The sequence below is a fragment of the Rhodococcus sp. OAS809 genome (assembly GCF_040546695.1).
Taxonomy (GTDB): Bacteria; Actinomycetota; Actinomycetes; order Mycobacteriales; family Mycobacteriaceae; genus Rhodococcus_F; species Rhodococcus_F qingshengii.
Map to the genome: position 1 here is coordinate 1,546,939 of NZ_JBEPOI010000002.1, position 17,585 is coordinate 1,564,523.

At 64.3% G+C, this 17,585-nt stretch carries 15 protein-coding genes; 6 read left to right on the top strand and 9 right to left on the bottom strand.

Annotation, left to right across the window (positions count from 1 at the left end):
• Positions 1-400: 400 nt before the first annotated feature.
• Positions 401-1,936, top strand: a complete 1,536-nt coding sequence (locus ABIE52_RS10110) for an amino acid permease (RefSeq protein WP_003944693.1) — start codon at positions 401-403, stop codon at positions 1,934-1,936.
• Between the two features lie 68 nt (positions 1,937-2,004).
• Here ABIE52_RS10110 and ABIE52_RS10115 read toward each other — a convergent pair whose 3' ends face one another.
• Positions 2,005-2,832 (bottom strand): DoxX family protein, encoded by an 828-nt coding sequence (locus tag ABIE52_RS10115; protein ID WP_003944742.1) that lies wholly within the window; start codon positions 2,830-2,832, stop codon positions 2,005-2,007.
• A 90-nt stretch (positions 2,833-2,922) separates the two neighbouring features.
• Here ABIE52_RS10115 and ABIE52_RS10120 point away from each other — a divergent pair, with 90 nt between their 5' ends.
• Together ABIE52_RS10120 and ABIE52_RS10125 are read left to right on the top strand one after the other, a co-directional pair.
• On the top strand, positions 2,923-4,053 hold the full coding sequence (locus tag ABIE52_RS10120; protein WP_003944688.1) for a PQQ-dependent sugar dehydrogenase: 1,131 nt from the start codon (positions 2,923-2,925) through the stop codon (positions 4,051-4,053).
• A 127-nt stretch (positions 4,054-4,180) separates the two neighbouring features.
• Complete coding sequence (locus ABIE52_RS10125) at positions 4,181-5,227, top strand: NAD(P)-dependent alcohol dehydrogenase (protein ID WP_042447438.1); 1,047 nt, start codon at positions 4,181-4,183, stop codon at positions 5,225-5,227.
• 88 nt (positions 5,228-5,315) lie between these two features.
• On the opposite strand, the gene gatB is transcribed toward ABIE52_RS10125, so the two are convergent.
• The 4 genes from gatB to ABIE52_RS10145 form a co-directional block, all read right to left on the bottom strand.
• Complete coding sequence (gene gatB, locus ABIE52_RS10130) at positions 5,316-6,827, bottom strand: Asp-tRNA(Asn)/Glu-tRNA(Gln) amidotransferase subunit GatB (protein WP_007729370.1); 1,512 nt, start codon at positions 6,825-6,827, stop codon at positions 5,316-5,318.
• Between the two features lie 25 nt (positions 6,828-6,852).
• Positions 6,853-7,884, bottom strand: coding sequence for an ATP-dependent 6-phosphofructokinase (locus ABIE52_RS10135; protein ID WP_019747919.1), 1,032 nt, complete (start codon positions 7,882-7,884; stop codon positions 6,853-6,855).
• Positions 7,885-7,999: 115 nt separating this feature from the next.
• Positions 8,000-8,662, bottom strand: coding sequence for a response regulator (locus ABIE52_RS10140; protein ID WP_007729374.1), 663 nt, complete (start codon positions 8,660-8,662; stop codon positions 8,000-8,002).
• Between the two features lie 9 nt (positions 8,663-8,671).
• Positions 8,672-9,946 carry a sensor histidine kinase gene (locus ABIE52_RS10145; RefSeq protein ID WP_070162231.1) on the bottom strand — a complete coding sequence of 425 codons (1,275 nt, stop codon included), beginning with the start codon at positions 9,944-9,946 and terminating at the stop codon, positions 8,672-8,674.
• A 164-nt stretch (positions 9,947-10,110) separates the two neighbouring features.
• Between ABIE52_RS10145 and ABIE52_RS10150 the strand changes: the two genes are divergently transcribed.
• Together ABIE52_RS10150 and ABIE52_RS10155 are read left to right on the top strand one after the other, a co-directional pair.
• Positions 10,111-10,785: a hypothetical protein gene (locus ABIE52_RS10150; RefSeq protein ID WP_070162265.1), complete on the top strand. Its 675-nt coding sequence runs from the start codon at positions 10,111-10,113 to the stop codon at positions 10,783-10,785.
• A complete protein-coding gene (locus ABIE52_RS10155) occupies positions 10,782-12,182 on the top strand; it encodes an alpha/beta-hydrolase family protein (RefSeq protein ID WP_050655134.1) in 1,401 nt (466 codons plus the stop codon). Before ABIE52_RS10150 ends, ABIE52_RS10155 begins: the two co-directional genes overlap by 4 nt.
• Before the next feature lie 57 nt (positions 12,183-12,239).
• Here ABIE52_RS10155 and gatA read toward each other — a convergent pair whose 3' ends face one another.
• Together gatA and gatC are read right to left on the bottom strand one after the other, a co-directional pair.
• Positions 12,240-13,718 carry an Asp-tRNA(Asn)/Glu-tRNA(Gln) amidotransferase subunit GatA gene (gatA, locus tag ABIE52_RS10160; RefSeq protein WP_030535403.1) on the bottom strand — a complete coding sequence of 493 codons (1,479 nt, stop codon included), beginning with the start codon at positions 13,716-13,718 and terminating at the stop codon, positions 12,240-12,242.
• Positions 13,715-14,014 (bottom strand): Asp-tRNA(Asn)/Glu-tRNA(Gln) amidotransferase subunit GatC, encoded by a 300-nt coding sequence (gene gatC / locus ABIE52_RS10165; protein WP_003944747.1) that lies wholly within the window; start codon positions 14,012-14,014, stop codon positions 13,715-13,717. The genes gatA and gatC overlap by 4 nt, the downstream gene beginning before the upstream one ends.
• A 280-nt stretch (positions 14,015-14,294) precedes the next feature.
• Between gatC and ABIE52_RS10170 the strand changes: the two genes are divergently transcribed.
• On the top strand, positions 14,295-14,945 hold the full coding sequence (locus ABIE52_RS10170) for an ACT domain-containing protein (RefSeq protein ID WP_003944719.1): 651 nt from the start codon (positions 14,295-14,297) through the stop codon (positions 14,943-14,945).
• Between the two features lie 13 nt (positions 14,946-14,958).
• Here ABIE52_RS10170 and ABIE52_RS10175 read toward each other — a convergent pair whose 3' ends face one another.
• A complete protein-coding gene (locus ABIE52_RS10175) occupies positions 14,959-15,447 on the bottom strand; it encodes a GNAT family N-acetyltransferase (RefSeq protein WP_003944764.1) in 489 nt (162 codons plus the stop codon).
• A 47-nt stretch (positions 15,448-15,494) separates the two neighbouring features.
• The gene (gene ligA / locus ABIE52_RS10180) at positions 15,495-17,576 is read right to left on the bottom strand and encodes an NAD-dependent DNA ligase LigA (RefSeq protein WP_007729389.1); all 2,082 of its coding nucleotides are present in this window, start codon (positions 17,574-17,576) and stop codon (positions 15,495-15,497) included.
• Between the last annotated feature and the right edge of the window lie 9 nt (positions 17,577-17,585).

A 17,585-nucleotide genomic window follows, 5' to 3' on the forward strand; every position in this document is an offset into this window, starting at 1 on the left:
CGCCTGTCGCCCCGATACGGGTGAAATGGGACGTGCTGGCACAGCGACAGTGCAACTCATCGACAGCAAGACCGACCGACAGGTACCGAATAGTCGGGCGACACGCGGAGCACCAACGGAACGATATGAGCTATCAGACATTTCAGACCGAATCGCGCGTCCGGCTCGTGAGCGAATTCACTTGGACGTAGGGTTTCAGACACCAGCTGATCAATTCAGATACATGAGGGGGGATGACTTTCAGTCAGGTGATCATTTCGGTCAGTTCGAGCGAGCCGACTTGCACACGGCGCTCACCAGTGGTTCCCTCATCAGGTCGCTGAGACGCACATCACAACGACGACAGTCAGCCACCGCCCGTCACCCACAAGGTCGACGGGAAACAACCAAGGAGCAATACATGCCCGGAGTCGGCATATGGCGCACCAAATCAGTCGAGCAATCGATCGCGGACACCGACGAGCCTGAGACAAAGCTCAAGAAGGAACTGACCGCGAAGGACCTCACGGTATTCGGAGTCGCCGTCGTCATCGGCGCAGGCATCTTCACGCTGACTGCTCGAACCGCAGGCAATGTCGCAGGACCCTCCATTTCACTGGCATTCGTTCTCGCTGCCATCGCCTGTGGCCTCGCCGCGCTGTGTTACGCGGAGTTCGCCTCCACCGTCCCCGTCGCAGGCAGCGCATACACGTTCTCCTACGCCACGTTCGGGGAGTTCGCCGCCTGGATCATCGGCTGGGACCTCATTCTCGAGTTCGCTCTCGCCTCCGCCGTCGTCGGCAAGGGCTGGTCGCTGTACCTCGGCAACGTCATCGGGGCCAGCGGAAGCACCACCGCCCACATCGGTTCGATCAGCTTCGACTGGGGCGCTCTGCTCATCATCGGCGCGATCACGCTGATCCTCGCGATCGGCACCAAGGTTTCCTCGCGAGTCTCCGCGATCATCACCGCGATCAAGATCGCAGTAGTCCTGCTCGTCATCGTCGTGGGCGCGTTCTACATCAAGAAGGAGAACTACTCCCCCTTCATCCCGCCGTCCGAAGGAACCGAGAGTTCTGCAAGCGGAATCCATCAGACCCTGTTCTCCTGGCTGACCGGCGCAGGCGGAAGTAGCTACGGCGCTTACGGATTGCTCGCCGCAGCCAGCCTCGTGTTCTTTGCCTTCATCGGTTTCGACGTCGTCGCCACCACCGCCGAGGAAACCAAGAACCCGCAGAAGTCGTTGCCGCGAGGAATCTTCGGCTCGCTCGCCATCGTCACGGTTCTCTACGTTGCCGTCACGCTCGTACTGACCGGCATGGTCAAGTACACCGAACTCAAGGACGGCAGTCCGTTGGTCGGCGATTCCAGCGCCACCCTCGCAACCGCATTCGAGGCCAACGGCATTGGTTGGGCACAAACCGCCATCAACTTCGGTGGCCTGGCCGGCCTCACGACAGTTGTCATGGTCATGATGCTCGGCCAGACCCGCGTCCTCTTCGCCATGTCCCGTGACGGCCTCATGCCGCGCAGCCTGGCCAAGACCAACGCCAAGGGCATCCCGATGCGCATCACGTTGATCGTCGGTGGCATCGTTGCCGTCCTGGCAGCGTTCTTCCCCATGGGCACGCTCGAAGAGATGGTCAACATCGGAACGCTGTTCGCCTTCGTCCTGGTTTGTGTCGGTGTCATCGTCCTTCGCCGCACCCGCCCCGACCTGCCGCGCGGATTCCGCGTCCCGCTGGTGCCGTTCGTTCCGATCGTCGCCGTGCTCGCCTGCGGTTGGCTGATGCTCAACCTCTCGGTCGAGACCTGGATCCGGTTCCTCGTCTGGATGGCCATCGGTGTGCTCGTGTACTTCGCCTACGGTCACCGCAAGTCGGTCCTCGGTCGCAAGCTCAAGGACGGAACGGCCATCCCGTCCGCGAACGCCGACCCGGTACTCGTCAAGGACTGATCCTTCACAAACGAACCGCCGCTCTCCGATTCGGAGAGCGGCGGTTCGTTGGTTCGACGGCGCGAGTTTCAGATGAGCGGATTGGCACCGTTCAGGAAGATCCAGGTGCAGACGCCGGCAGCGATACCGAGGATCAAAACCACGAGCGATCCGATAAACGGACGAGTTGCCCAGCCACGACGACCGTCGAGCGCAATACGACCTGGTCCCGTCAAAATGATGACGCCCGCACAGATTCCGAGCAGCATCTCGTACTCGGTCCCGGCCGGGGCGAAGTACTCCAGGCCGGGTGCGCTCGCCTGACGCAGCGCCCACGCATTGATCATCACCGCCAGAACCGACGCTGCCGCAACGGGAGTCAGCAACCCGAGGATCAGGAGGGCGCCACCTGCGACTTCACCGACGGCGCCGAGTATCGCCATCCACTTCGCCTGCTGGAACCCGGCGTCCGCCAGCATCGACTCGAACCCGTTCAGCCCCGGCCCGTTCCAGATACCGGTCAACTTCTGCAGACCGTGCACCAACGCAGTTCCACCGACGGCCAATCGCAGTGCAAGCAACCCGAGGTCGAGAGTGCCTCGGCCCCGCGGAGACTCAGTTGTACCTGCCACGGCTTCGGCGGTGGGAACGGCGGCGATCGGAGCGTCGTACGCCGTCTCACGCTCGAGAGCCACGGTCGGCTGATCCGCGCCAGGTGCTCGGTATGTCGGTATCTGTTCGGTCAGGGAGTTGGCGTTCGTGGAACCGAAATCGAGATCGTCGTCGGTCCGCGGCAACGGATTCTTGGCGCTCACCGTCGGAAATTGTTCGGTGGGCGAATCATACGGACTGGACACATTGCCCGTCGGCTTGTCCGCATCCGACAACTCGCTGGGATCTTTTCGCTCGTCAGTCACGTAGGTGAGCCTATGACCGATTCACGAACTCGACGGGGAACCTTGGTCCGGCGTGGCGGCATCTGCCGTGCATTACGTAACGTCTTGGGCATGACTACGGGTAGGCATGCAGCGCTGGGCGCACTGGCGCTGGTGCTCGGGACATCGTTGCTCGCAGGTTGCGCCGACTTCGACGAATCGACTGCCTCGCCGTTCACACCCGAACCGACCAACCAGGCCAGCGCGGAAGTGCAGCCGGAGAACCCGCCGCCGTCGACCACGCCGCCGGCGCCGCGGACCGGCCCCCTCGGACCGTGTCAGGATGCCGACACCGCCGTGATCGCAACCTGTCTCGACACCACGGGTGGGCTCGTCACACTCCCGGACGGGAACTCCGGACTGGTTGCCGAACGGCGGACCGGCCGGATCATGCAGGTAGCTCCCAACACGACACCGGTCGAGGTAGCCAAGATCGACGTCGACGGCAGCGGTGACGGCGGCCTGCTCGACATCGCACTCTCCCCCACGTTTGTCGAAGACAACCTGATCTATGCCTACGTCACCACCGGAACGGACAACCGGGTGGTCCGCATCGCTCCGGGTGACACCGCCAAGGAAGTACTCGGTGGAATCCCGCGCGGCGCGAGCGGCAACGGCGGGTCACTGGAGTTCGCGGCCCCGGACCAGCTCATGGTTCTGACAGGCGATACCGGAAACCCCGCGGTTGCTCAGGATCCCGCCTCGTTGGCGGGGAAACTCTTGCGGGTCCGATCGCTGACACCCAACGCTGCGCCGCCTCGCCCGGAAGTAGTTCTGTCCGGAATCGGAAACGGCGGCGGCGTGTGCGTCGATCCGGGAATCGCGACGTGGGTCACGGACCGAACCACTCTCGAGGATCGCCTCCAACGCGTCGGCGCCGACGGCACGGTGACATCCCCCGCGTGGACGTGGCCCGACCGACCCGGAGTCGGCGGGTGCATCGCGGCGCAGGGAGTGGTAGCTGTCGCGCTGGGGGCCGGCAAAGCGATCTCGGCGCTGGCCGCAGATCCAGGAACAGGTGCCGTCACGACCGCGCCGTCGGCAGTGGCGAAAGACACGTACGGCCAGCTGGGCGGTTTGGCACTCGGATCCGACGGTTTGATGTGGGCGAGCACGATAAACAAAACCGCGGGCGAGCCGGGTCCGAACGACGACAAGGTGGTCAAGATCCCGATGCCGAGTGGCAGCGGCGGGATCGACTGAGCCGCCATGTCTGTTCGGTCACGGATCCCGTGACCGAACATGCACAGATGCGTACTCTTTTGTTAGCGGGGCTAAACACCACGCATTTGCCAGGACCGGTTGGCCCAACCACGACAAAGGAGTCGGTATGAAGGCAATCCAGTACACGAGAATCGGCGCAGAACCCGAACTCACGGAGATTCCCAAACCCGAGCCCGGTCCAGGTGAAGTGCTCCTGGAAGTCACCGCTGCCGGCGTCTGCCACTCGGACGACTTCATCATGAGCCTGCCCGAGGAGCAGTACACCTACGGCCTTCCTCTCACGCTCGGCCACGAGGGCGCCGGCCGGGTCGCCGCCGTCGGCGAGGGCGTCGAAGGGCTCGACATCGGAACCAATGTCGTCGTCTACGGACCCTGGGGCTGTGGCAGCTGTTGGCACTGCTCGCAAGGACTCGAAAACTACTGTTCTCGAGCAAAAGAACTCGGCATCAATCCTCCTGGTCTCGGTGCACCCGGCGCGTTGGCCGAATTCATGATCGTCGATTCACCTCGCCACCTCGTCCCGATCGGCGACCTCGATCCGGTCAAGACGGTGCCGCTGACCGACGCCGGTCTGACTCCGTATCACGCGATCAAGCGTTCACTGCCGAAACTTCGCGGTGGCTCGTACGCCGTCGTCATCGGTACCGGCGGTCTCGGCCATGTCGCCATCCAACTCCTCCGCCACCTCTCGGCAGCAACCGTCATCGCACTCGACGTGAGCGCGGACAAGCTCGAACTGGCAACCAAGGTAGGCGCTCACGAAGTGGTTCTGTCCGACAAGGACGCGGCCGAGAACGTCCGCAGGATCACCGGAAGTCAGGGCGCCGCACTGGTTCTCGACTTCGTCGGCTATCAGCCCACCATCGACACCGCGATGGCTGTCGCCGGCGTCGGATCGGACGTCACGATCGTCGGGATCGGCGACGGGCAGGCCCATGCCAAAGTCGGGTTCTTCCAAAGTCCTTACGAGGCTTCTGTGACAGTTCCGTACTGGGGTGCCCGCAACGAGCTGATCGAATTGATCGACCTGGCGCACGCCGGCATCTTCGACATCGCGGTGGAGACCTTCAGTCTCGACAACGGCGCCGAAGCGTATCGACGACTGGCCGCCGGAACGCTCAGCGGCCGCGCGGTTGTGGTCCCTGGTCTGTAGACCGACAGCGGCAAAACGACAGCGAAAAACACTGATGCCCGGCCGAATTCGATTCGGCCGGGCATCAGTGTCAGAAATTCAGTGTGCGCTAGCTGCACGCCTCGATGACAAGTTCCTTCACACGAGCCGCGTCTGCCTGTCCACGAGTGGCCTTCATGACGTCGCCGACGATCTTTCCGGCGGCCTGCACCTTGCCACTGCGAATCTTGTCCGCGATGTCGGGGTTCGCTGCGAGCGCTTCGTCGACGGCTGCCTTGAGCTTGGTTTCGTCACGTTCGACGACCAACTCCGGGTGGGCCGCGACAACCTGCTCCGGGTCACCCTCGCCGTCGAGGACGTGATCGACGACCTGGCGAGCCACTTTGTTGTTGAGCTTGCCGCTGTCGATGAGAGCTACGACCTGGGCAACCTGCGCCGGGGTGATCGGCAGAGCGCCGAGTTCGACGCCACGGGTGTTCGCCTGCTGTGACAGGTAGGACAGCCACCAGGAGCGCGCTGCCTCGGGCGAAGCACCGGCCTCGGTGGTCGCGATCACCAGATCGATGGCACCGGCGTTGACGAGGTCGCGCATGACCTCGTCGGAGATTCCCCAGTCCTTCTGGATCCGCGCACGGCGAATCCAGGGAAGCTCCGGCAAGGTACCGCGCAGTTCTTCGACCCACTCGGCGCTCGGAGCGACGGGCTCGAGATCCGGTTCCGGGAAGTAGCGGTAGTCCTCGGCCGTTTCCTTCCGGCGTCCCGCTGCGGTGGTGCCGTCGCCTTCCTGGAAATGGCGGGTCTCCTGGATGACCTCACCGCCGGCGTCGAGAACTGCTGCCTGACGGCGCATTTCGTAGCGAACTGCGACCTCGACGCTCTTGAGGGAGTTGACGTTCTTGGTCTCGGTGCGGGTCCCCAGTTCGGTGGAACCGATCGGCATGAGGGAGATGTTGGCGTCGCAGCGCATCGATCCCTGATCCATGCGGACGTCGGAGACGTCGAGGGACTTCAGCAGATCACGAAGCGCCGTGACGTACGCGCGAGCAACCTCGGGGGCGCGCTCACCGGCACCGTGGATGGTCTTGGTGACGATCTCCACCAAGGGAACGCCCGCACGGTTGTAGTCGAGCAGCGAATGGCTGGCACCGTGGATACGACCGGTAGCGCCACCCACGTGGAGGGACTTACCGGTGTCCTCCTCCATGTGGGCGCGCTCGATCTCGACGCGCCACGTCGTGCCGTCGTCGAGGATCACGTCGAGGTAACCCTCGGTTGCGATCGGCTCGTCGTACTGGGAGATCTGGTAGTTCTTCGGCTGATCCGGGTAGAAGTAGTTCTTGCGTGCGAATCGGCCCCACGGCGTGATGGAGCAGTTGAGCGCAAGGCCGATCCGGATCGCGGACTCGACAGCGGCTGCGTTCACCACCGGCAACGAACCGGGCATGCCCAGACAGACCGGGCACACCTGGGTATTTGGTTCGGCACCGAACTCGGTGGGGCACGGGCAGAACATCTTGGTCGCGGTGCCGAGTTCTACGTGCACCTCCATACCCATCACAGGCTCATACTTGGTCAGTACTTCGTCGTAATCGAGGATGTCGGGCGCATCGACAGCAGTCATGGTGATCAGTTTATGCGTCTGCGGCTCAGCCGAAGAATGCGGCTGCCTCCTCGTAGCGCTCCTTGGGCACCGTCTTGAGTTTGCGGGTCGCCTCGGCGAGCGGAACGAGGTCGATGGACGTTCCGTGCAACGCGACCATCTGACCGAAATCTCCGCGGTGAGCTGCGTCGGTGGCATGAACGCCGAAGCGAGTGGCGAGGATGCGGTCGTGCGGCGTCGGGGTGCCACCGCGCTGAATGTGCCCGAGGACGGTGGTGCGAACTTCCTTGCCGATCCGGCGCTCGATCTCGTTTCCGAGCTGCTGCGCGACACCGGTGAAGATCTTGTGGCCGAACTCGTCTATGCCACCTTCGCGCAGGGTCATCGACGCGGGATCGGGCATCGCACCTTCAGCCACGACGCAGATGAAGTGGGAGTCGCCACGCTGGAAGCGCTTCTTGACCATCGCGCACACCTCGTCGACGTCGAACGGCTGTTCCGGAACCAGAGTCAGGTGTGCCCCCGACGCCAGTCCGGCCTGCAGCGCGATCCAGCCCGCATGCCGGCCCATGACCTCGACGAGCATGACGCGCTGGTGCGATTCGGCCGTGGTGTGGAGCCTGTCGATGGCGTCGGTGGCGACAGCCAAGGCGGTGTCGAAACCGAAAGTCACGTCAGTGCAGTCGATGTCGTTGTCGATCGTCTTGGGCACACCGATCACGGGTACGCCACTCTCGGAAAGCCAACTGGCCGCGGTGAGAGTGCCTTCGCCGCCGATCGGGATCAGGACGTCGATCCCGTTGTCGTCGAGAGTCTGCTTGATCTGATCGAGGCCCGCACGGAGTTTGTCGGGGTTCACGCGAGCGGTGCCGAGGATCGTGCCGCCGCGGGTGAGGATGCGGTTGATGCGGTCATCGGAGTCGAGCGGGACCTTGCGGTCCTCGAGCAATCCTCGCCAGCCGTCCCGGAATCCGACCACGGTACTGCCGTAACGACCGGCCGACGTACGTACGACGGCGCGGATGACCGCGTTCAAGCCCGGGCAGTCGCCGCCGCCCGTGAGGATTCCGATTCGCATAGTGCAGCACCTCTCGTGACCGGATTGTGGATCTTGGTGTCCATCTTCCCCCAGTCACGGCATTGCCGCAGGATAGCGGCGTTGCCGAGCCGCAACGCCGCGCCGCACGGGACCCCTAACCCGGCGTGACGAGCCCGCTTTCGTACGCCAACACGACTGCCTGGGCGCGATCGCGCAGATCGAGCTTCGACAGCACCTTTCCGACATGGGTCTTGACGGTCTGCTCGGCGACGAACAGCCGCTCGGCGATCTCGACGTTGGACAATCCGCGGGCGATCAGTTCGAGGACCTCGCGCTCACGCGGGGTCAGGGCGTCCAGCGCTGCGGGCCGTGCGCGCGGGGCCGCCCGCCGGCTGGTCACATCGGCAATCAGACGCCGAGTCACCGTCGGCGCCAGCAAGGCCTGCCCTTCGGCAACGACGCGTACCGCCCGAATCAGCTCCTCAGCCGGTGCGTCCTTGAGCATGAAACCGCTCGCCCCGACGCTCAGTGCCTCGTAGACGTAGTCGTCGATGTCGAAAGTGGTGAGCATGAGGACTCGCACCGGCGGTTCCCATCCGGCGGACAGAATCTGGCGGGCAGCGTCGAGTCCGTTCATCTCGGGCATGCGAACATCCATCAAGACCACATCCGGACGCAATCGCGCGACCTCGGCGACGGCGATCTTGCCGTCCGGCGCATCGCCGATCACGCTGATGTCGGGCTGGGCGGAGAGTAGGGCTCCGAACCCTTGTCGAACCATCGCCTGGTCGTCTGCGATGAATACTGTGATGGGCACTCGGACAGCCTAGGCGGGCATCGACGGCAACTCGGCCCGGACCTCGAACCCTCCGTCCTGTCGCCGGTTTGCCAGCAGCATGCCGCCCACCGCCGAAGCCCGCTCTCGCATTCCGCGGATTCCGTTGCCACCAGTGGTTTCCGACGCCGAGTGCTGATTGCCACCCAATGGCGAAGGTCCGTTGTTCACGAGCGCGCTCACCGATTGCGGACCGAATGCCACGGCGACCTCGATGGGTCCGCCTGGCGAATGCCTGGCCGCGTTGGTGATCGACTCCTGAATGATCCGGTAGAGCGCAAGGCCCGTGGATTCCGAGACCGACGCTCGATCACCGTCGACTCGCCACGACACCGGCAAACCGGCACGAGTACTGCCGAGCAACAGTTCGTCCAACTGGTCGACGCCCGGTTGCGGAGCTGTCACCATGGGGTCCCCGTCGCTGCGCAGCACTCCGAGGAGACCACGAATCTCGTTGAGCGCTGCTCGCCCTGTCTCACTTATCGATTCGAATTCGGTTCGGATCTCCGGAGTGACTGCATCGAGTCTGTACGGCGCACTCTGAGCTTGCACGACCACCATCGACATGTGGTGGGCCACGATGTCGTGCAAGTCGCGGGCGATCCGCGCCTTCTCCTCGAGGATCGTGCGTCGAGTGCGTTCGAGTTCGCTGACTTCCTCCTGCTTGGCCAACTGGCGGCGTGAGAGAACCAACCAGCGGATCAACAGGCAGAAGACGACCAGGGCACTCAGTCCGACAGCCCAACCGGCGCCGTCGCTTCCAGGGGCGTTGCCGAGAAAGAGCAGCACCGTGGCGATCCAGGCGACACCGACAACCTGCATGGGCGCCCGCAGACTCACTGCGGCCAGCAACGACATCAGCACGATGATGTGGACGACCTGCCACGGGTAGTCGTAACCGGGAGTGTTGTCGAACACCAACGGGATGATCAGCGCCGAGACCGCCGACACCGCCCACCCCAACGGTGCGTTGATCCGGATCAGGACGAACGGAAATGCAGCCAACGCGGCGACGAAGGGCATGATCGGCGGCGAAACATGATGCGTCAGTTGCAGTGTCGGCCAGGCAATCGAATAGAGGATCAGAGTGATCGCTACGATGACTATGTTCCAGAACTGACCGCGGGCCACGAAACTGGTTGCCCGGCGCACTTTCTCCGAATGAACGACCACCCCGTCGAGGCCGGACAGCATCGACCCGGCGGTGGCGTATGTCGGCGCGGGCACATCCGGTGCACCCTTGTTCTTCCTACGGACCTTGATCACTCGTCAAGCCTATGAAGGCGAACCCCGAAAGTCCTCATACTGCAGAGTGAGATCCCCCTACCTCCGAGGTATCACAGGGGAGGGAATTCTCACCCGAATGCGCGTCGGAGAACCCCTCCACAGAGCGATGACCGCCAGGATTGTCCGTTCATAGCGTGAACGGCATGCGGATCACACGGGTGAAAGACATCTCTCGAAGCGCCGGCACCTTGGCTGCCCTGGCGCTGGCTGCAACGGCAGCGATCACGGCCACTGCCGGAGCGAGCGGAGCCCAGTCGCCGCGCACCGAGAATTCGAACGCATCCAGGGCGATCGCCACCGTGACTACTGCGGATGCCGCTGACGCTGCGACCACCATCCCGGCGGACTTTGCGGCATTCGCCGGTTACACCCCCGCCGTCGTCGACGGATACCTCGCCAATCCCCACGGCGACTGCTCGTCGCCGGTCCCACTTCCCGACGAATTCGACTCGGCCTGCAAAGCGCACGATCTCGGCTACGACCTACTCCGCTACGCGCATTCGCACGGAACGGAACTGGGGCCGTGGGCACGTCAGGTCCTCGACGGTCAGCTCGACCAGCGAATGCATGCCGCGTGTGAAGACCGCACGTCCTTTCTCTCACGAGGGTATTGCTTCGCGATGGCCGATGTAGCCGTCACGGCTGTGAACGGAAACTCCTGGCGCCAAAGCTATCTGACGCCGGTCGCGGAATCGGGATTCGGTTACGGCACGGCCGGTGTTCTGGCAGTCTCCGCCTTCGGCTTCACCCTGATGCGATCGCGGCGCCTCGACCCGTCGAACGAGTTCTCCTACTCCCCGAAAGCGATTGCAGCATGAGCGTTCTGAATGCGTCACGGACCCCCGTCCTCGCCCGAGTCGGGGCGCTCGCACTCCCCCGCGTGTCCACGAGCGTCGCCGTGGCAGCGATGTCCGCCATCTCGCTGGCTCCCGGACTCCTGCCGCGATCAGCCGTACTACAAGGGGTGTTCAGCGGTCTGCTCGTCGCGGCCGGACTACTGGCGATGTGGGCGTTCTCCGCGGTAGCCCGTCGGCTCGTCCCCGACCGGGTCAAGGCCCGATTCGACGAACGCCATTGGCGCATCACCGCGTTCGGGTTGTCGACTGCCGGCACCGCAGTTGCGATGTTCGCCGCCGCCGGTTGGCAGAACTCGTTGCGAGCGGCGATGGGCGCACCGTCTGCCGGACTTCTCCACTGGGCGGAGGCGGGTTGCATTGCAGCACTGACCGCACTTGGTCTCTGGGGCATCGGGATCGGAATTTCGAAGGCGCTGCGGTGGATGGGTTTCGCGCGGAGCGTCGGCGCACTGGTCATGGGTGTTCTCGGGGTGCAGTTGGTAGTCGGTCCCGTCGTGTGGAACGGCCTCGCCGATTCGTTCGACAAGTCCAACGCGTACATCGACACTGCTCTGACACAGCCACTTTCGGCCTCTGTGTCAGGCAGCCCCGAATCTCTCATCTCGTGGACGTCGATGGGGGCGGAAGGACGCAAATTCGTCGCAGCAGGCGAAGACTCGGTGCGTGTCTACGCCGGTTTGGATTCGGCACCCGACACTGCATCACGTGCCGCTCTCGCGGTGAGCGAACTCGATCGCGTCGGCGGCTTTGCCCGCAACAGCGTCGTAGTGGCCGTTCCGACCGGATCGGGGTGGATCGACACGCATGCAGTCGACGGTATCGAGCAACGGTTCGGCGGCGACGTCGCAATAGTCGGGCAGCAATACTCCGACGCACCCAGTTGGGCGACATTCCTGTTCAGTCGCGACGACGCCGAAGAATCGGCAACCGCTCTGTTCACCGCCGTCGGCAGCCACATTGCCGCTATGCCCGCCGAGGATCGACCGGACCTGTTCCTCTACGGACAGAGCCTCGGCGCCGTCGGCGGCAGCGCCGCACTGACCGAGGCTTTGTCCGAGGGCAGTCCCACCACCGCGTGCGACGTGTTGTGGGCAGGTCCCCCGGCCGGCGCGACACGAACGGACGGCGCAACCGTCCTAGCGAACACTTCCGACCCGGTGGTGTGGTGGTCGCCTGCCCTCGCGACACAGAAACCGGATCTGAGCCGTGCCGTGCAAGATGCACCGATCCCGCAGTGGATCCCGGGTGTCACGTTCTTGCAGACCACCGTCGACATGCTCGGTTCGCTCGGTGTCCCCGCCGGTCACGGCCATCGCTACGGAACCGATCAGGGGACGGCCCTGAGGACTTGCTCCTGAAACTGCTGTGCGCCTTTATTAACCGCGGGGGGTTAATAAAGGCGCACAGCAAACAGGTCAGACTGCAGTCGCGATCGGGCCGCGTGCAGCTTCGTAGGCCGCACCGACACGGTAGAGGCGCTCGTCAGCCATGGCGGGCGCCATGATCTGCAAGCCCACCGGCAGGTTGTCGTCCGCGGACAGACCCGATGGGACCGACATCGCGCAGTGTCCGGCCAGGTTGGTCGGCAGCGTGCACAGGTCGGAGAGGTACATGGCCAACGGATCGCCGACCTTCTCCCCCAACTTCCACGGCGTGAACGGGCTGGTCGGCGAGACCAGTACGTCCACCTTCTCGTAGGCCTTGTCGAAATCGCGCGCGATGAGCGTACGGACCTTGAGCGCCGAACCGTAGTAGGCGTCGTAGTATCCCGAGGACAGTGCGTAGGTACCGATCATGATGCGGCGCTTGACCTCCGGACCGAAACCAGCGGCGCGGGTTGCCGCCATGACCTGGTCGGCACTCATGTTGCCGTCGTCGACACGCAGTCCGTAGCGCATGGCGTCGAAGCGGGCCAGGTTGGACGAGACCTCACTGGGCAGCACCAGGTAGTACGACGCGAGCGCGTGCTCGAAGCTCGGGCACGAGACCTCGACAACCTCGGCACCGAGTGCCTTGAGCTGCTCGACGGCAGCATCGAAGGAAGCGATGACGCCGGGCTGGTAGCTGTCGGAGTGAAGTTCCTTGACCACACCGACTTTGACGCCGCGCAGGTCGCCGTTTGCACCTTCGCGTGCGGCGGCGACGACCGGACGCACGGGGGCGTCGATGGACGTGGAGTCACGCGGATCGTGTCCGGCGATGACCTCGTGCAGCAGAGCGGTGTCGAGCACGGTGCGACCACAGGGGCCGCCCTGATCGAGCGAGGACGCGCACGCGACGAGTCCGAAGCGCGAGACGGTTCCGTACGTCGGCTTGGTTCCGACCGTCGCGGTGACCGCAGCGGGCTGACGGATCGAACCGCCGGTGTCAGTGCCGATGGCCAGCGGGGCCTGACGGGACGCGAGCGCAGCCGCACTGCCGCCGCCCGAGCCACCGGGGATGCGGGTGACGTCCCACGGGTTACGCGTCGGGCCGAAGGCCGAGTTCTCGGTCGAAGAGCCCATCGCGAACTCGTCGAGGTTCGTCTTGCCGAGGATCGGGATGCCGGCAGCGCGCAGCTTGGACGTCAGAGTCGCGTCGTACGGCGCGACCCAGCCTTCGAGAATCTTCGACGCACAGGTGGTCGGCATGTCCGTCGTGGTGAAGATGTCCTTCAACGCGATCGGAACGCCGGCGAGTGCCGAAGCGGGTTCGTTTCCGCCTGCGAGCGAGTTGTCCACTGCTGCGGCGGCTTCGAGAGCCTGTTCGCCTGCAACGTGCAGGAAGGCGTGGTACTCGGTGTCGACGGCCGCGATGCGGTCGAGATGCGCCTGCGTGACCTCTACGGAGGACACCTCACGCGAGTGGATCTTGCCGGCCAGCTCAGCGGCGTCCAGCGTGGTCAGATCGGTCATTCGCCCTCTCCAAGGATCTGCGGAACCGCAAAGCGATCCTGTTCGACTGCGGGTGCTCCGGACAATGCCTGCTCGGGGGTCAACCCGGGCACGATCACGTCGGGGCGCGTCACGTTGGTGACGGCATTGGGATTCGCCATGGGCGGGACGTCGTCGGCCGCAACCTCGGTGACCACCTTGACGTGGTTGAGAATCGAATCCAACTGACCGGCGAACTCGTCGAGTTCGGCATCGGACAGGGCGAGTCTGGACAGCCGCGCGAGGTGCGCGACCTCGTCACGGGAGATGGCAGGCACCGCGGGGCCCCTTTCGGAAGAGGACGTGAACATTGCCGGTCCAGCCTAGTTGCTCGCCGCGACAGACCTGTAAGCACGCCTGCTGTATCGAACGACGAGCACGCTCACTGTGTCGATCGCCACGCCGGATGCCCGCGGTGTGTTTCGCTCGTGTGACAAGCATGTGCATCCGGCGTGACGCCGCCGCGGCGCCCACCATCGCAGGTTGGGCAAGTGCAAAGATGAGTCAGGCCCGGGTCGACGTGATCCGGGCGAGAACCGATCAGCGAAAGGCACGCACGTGTCGTACCTGCTTCGCGTCCAACTGCCCGATCGACCAGGCAGCCTCGGCGCGCTCGCCGTAGCTCTCGGATCCGTGGGCGCAGACATCCTCTCCCTCGACGTCGTGGAACGAGGTGACGGTTTTGCCATCGACGACCTCGTGGTCGACGTCGAACCGGGCGCGCTGCCCGACACCTTGATCACCGCTGCCGAGCATCTACCGGACGTGCTGGTCGATTCGATCCGCCCCTACGCCGGGATTCTCGACACTCACCGTGAGCTCGAACTCATAGATTCCGTTGCGACGGCCCGAAACGATCGACTACAGGTCCTCGTCGACGGCGCGCCGCGTGTACTGCGAGTCGGCTGGTGCGTCGTCGCGGACATCGGCAAGCACGGTGCGTACCGCGTCGTCGGTAGCGCCGGCGCGCCGGAAACCCACGCCACCGACATTCCGTGGATGCCACTGGACAAGCCCACCGCCCTCGACGGCGAGGCCGACTGGGTTCCGGACGTATGGCGCGACATGAACACCAGCCTCGCTGCCGCACCTCTCGGCTCGGGCAATCGAGTCCTCATGCTCGGTCGTCCCGGTGGGCCCGAATTCCGCCCTTCGGAGATAGCCCGCCTCGGCTACCTCGCAGGAATCGTGGCGACGGTACTGGGTTGACCAGGCTGGCTGATCAGGCCAGGCCGCGCACCATGACGGTCAGTTCCATACCGCGAATCGGCTCCCACGCCCGCTCGGGATCGGGGACGAAACCGTTGCGGTCGTAGATACGACGGGCATCGACCATCTCGGGCTGCGTCGAGATGACCACCGAGTGATCGCCGCGGTCGTAGGCTTCGGCGATCACTGCGCGAACCAATGCGGTTCCGGCGCCCGATCCCCGAGCTTGCGGCGAGACTGCGAGCATGCGGAACTCGAGTTCGCCCTTCTGCGCAACATCCGCGAAGGGCGTGCCGGGTTCTGCGATCGTCAACGAGCCCACGACTTCGTCACCGAGAACCGCAACCAGCACCCGGCCCTGCTCCACCCGAGTTGCGGTGTCTCGCAGGCGCTCCGCGTACGGCGATCCGCCGGCGACAAATCCGCCACCCACGTACGACTGCACAGTCAGCTCCCCGACGGTCTCGAACTCAGCCGGTAGAACTTCACGAATCTCGATCATGGCGTCACTATCGCACCCAGCACACCAATCTCAGAAATCGGACAAAGTCACTCTGGTTCGTCCAAATCGGTGGGAGCGACCGCATCCGGGCCATCTTCGAGCAACCGCCGGAAGCCGTCTTCGTCGAGCACCGGCACACCCAATTCGACCGCCTTGTCGTGCTTGGAACCGGGCGCTTCACCGACGACGACAAACGCAGTCTTCTTCGAGACCGACCCTGCCGCCTTACCGCCGCGCACCAGAATCGCTTCCTTCGCCTGATCACGCGAGTAGGTCTCGAGCGAACCGGTGACGACGATCGAGAGGCCCTCGAGATTGCGCGGAATCGAATCGTCGCGTTCGTCCTCCATGCGTACTCCGGCCGACGCCCACTTGTCGACGATCTGCTGATGCCAGTCGACGGAGAACCACTCCACGACGGCGGCGGCGATAGTCGATCCGACGCCGTCCACTGCAGCCAACTCGTCGACCGAGGCTTCCCGAATGCGTTGCAGCGAGCCGAATTCGCCGGCCAACGCCCTCGCGGCAGTGGGGCCGACGTGCCGAATCGACAGTGCCACAAGCACTCTCCACAGCGGCTTGTCCTTGGCCGAATCCAGGTTGGCCAGCAAGCGTTTTCCGTTGGCGGACAGGGATCCCGCATTGGTGCGGAAGATCGGAACTTCGATCAGTTTCTCGGCGTCGAGTGAGAAGAGATCGCCCTCGTCGCCGATGACCTTCGCCTCCAACAGCCCGGTCGCGGCCTCGTAACCGAGCACCTCGATGTCGAATGCACCGCGCCCCGAGACGTGGAACACGCGCTCGCGCAACTGCGCCGGGCAGTACTGCTGATTGGGGCATCGCACGTCGACGTCGCCCTCTTTCGCGGGTGCCAACAACGTGCCGCACTCGGGACAATGCGTCGGCATGACGAACTCGCGCTCGGTACCGTCACGAACGTCTGCCACGGGCCCGAGGACCTCGGGGATAACGTCTCCGGCCTTACGCAACACCACGGTGTCGCCGATCAGCACACCCTTGCGCTTGACCTCGGATCCGTTGTGCAGCGTGGCCAAGGACACAGTGGAACCCGCCACCGTGACGGGTTCCATGTACGCGAACGGCGTCACACGACCCGTACGTCCGACACTGACCCGGATGTCGAGGAGCTTGGTCGTGACCTCTTCCGGCGGGTACTTGTACGCGATAGCCCACCGTGGTGCGCGCGACGTGGTGCCCAGACGTCGATGTAACGACATCTCGTCTACCTTGACCACCAATCCGTCGATCTCGTGCTCGACGTCGTGGCGGTGTTCTCCCCAGTACTTCATCTTCTCGACCACGGCGTCGGCGCCGACCACCCGTGAGGTGTGCGTGGACACCGGCAGACCCCAGGCGGCGAGGGCCACGTAGGCGTCGTACTGCGAGGCCGGCTCGAAACCTTCCATGCGCCCGAACCCGTGGCAGATCATTCCGAGGCGGCGACGCGCGGTGACGGCAGGATTCTTCTGACGCAGGGAGCCCGCCGCGGAGTTGCGCGGATTGGCGAACGGCGCCTTCCCCTCCTCCACCAGGGAGGCATTGAGTGCTGCGAAGTCCTCGAGGCGGAAGAACACCTCGCCACGCACCTCGAGCAGGCTCGGAATCGGGTACTCGTCCGTGGCGGTAAGGCGCTCCGGGATGTCGTTGATCGTCAGAGCGTTGAGCGTGACCAGCTCGCCCGTACGACCGTCACCGCGGGTTGCGGCACGAACGAGTTTGCCGTTCTCGTAGACGAGATTGAGGGCGACACCATCGATTTTCACTTCACAGAGATAGTGCAGTTCCGGCCCGGTTTCCTGCTCGACCTTGGCGATCCATGCTCGGAGCTCCGACTCGTCGAAGACGTTGTCGAGGCTGAGCATCCGCTCGAGGTGGTCGACGGACGTGAAGTCCGTCGCGAATCCGCCACCGACGAGTTGCGTCGGAGAGTCGGGAGTTCGCAGATCCGGGTACTGCTCTTCGAGAGCATTGAGCTGCCCGAGCAATGTGTCGAATGCACCGTCCGAAATGACGGGCGCATCACGAACGTAGTAGCGGAACTGATGCTGGCGTACCTCTTCGGCCAGCTCCGTCCACTGCTCGCGCGCCTCGTTGGGCGCTGGCTGCATTGCATCCGC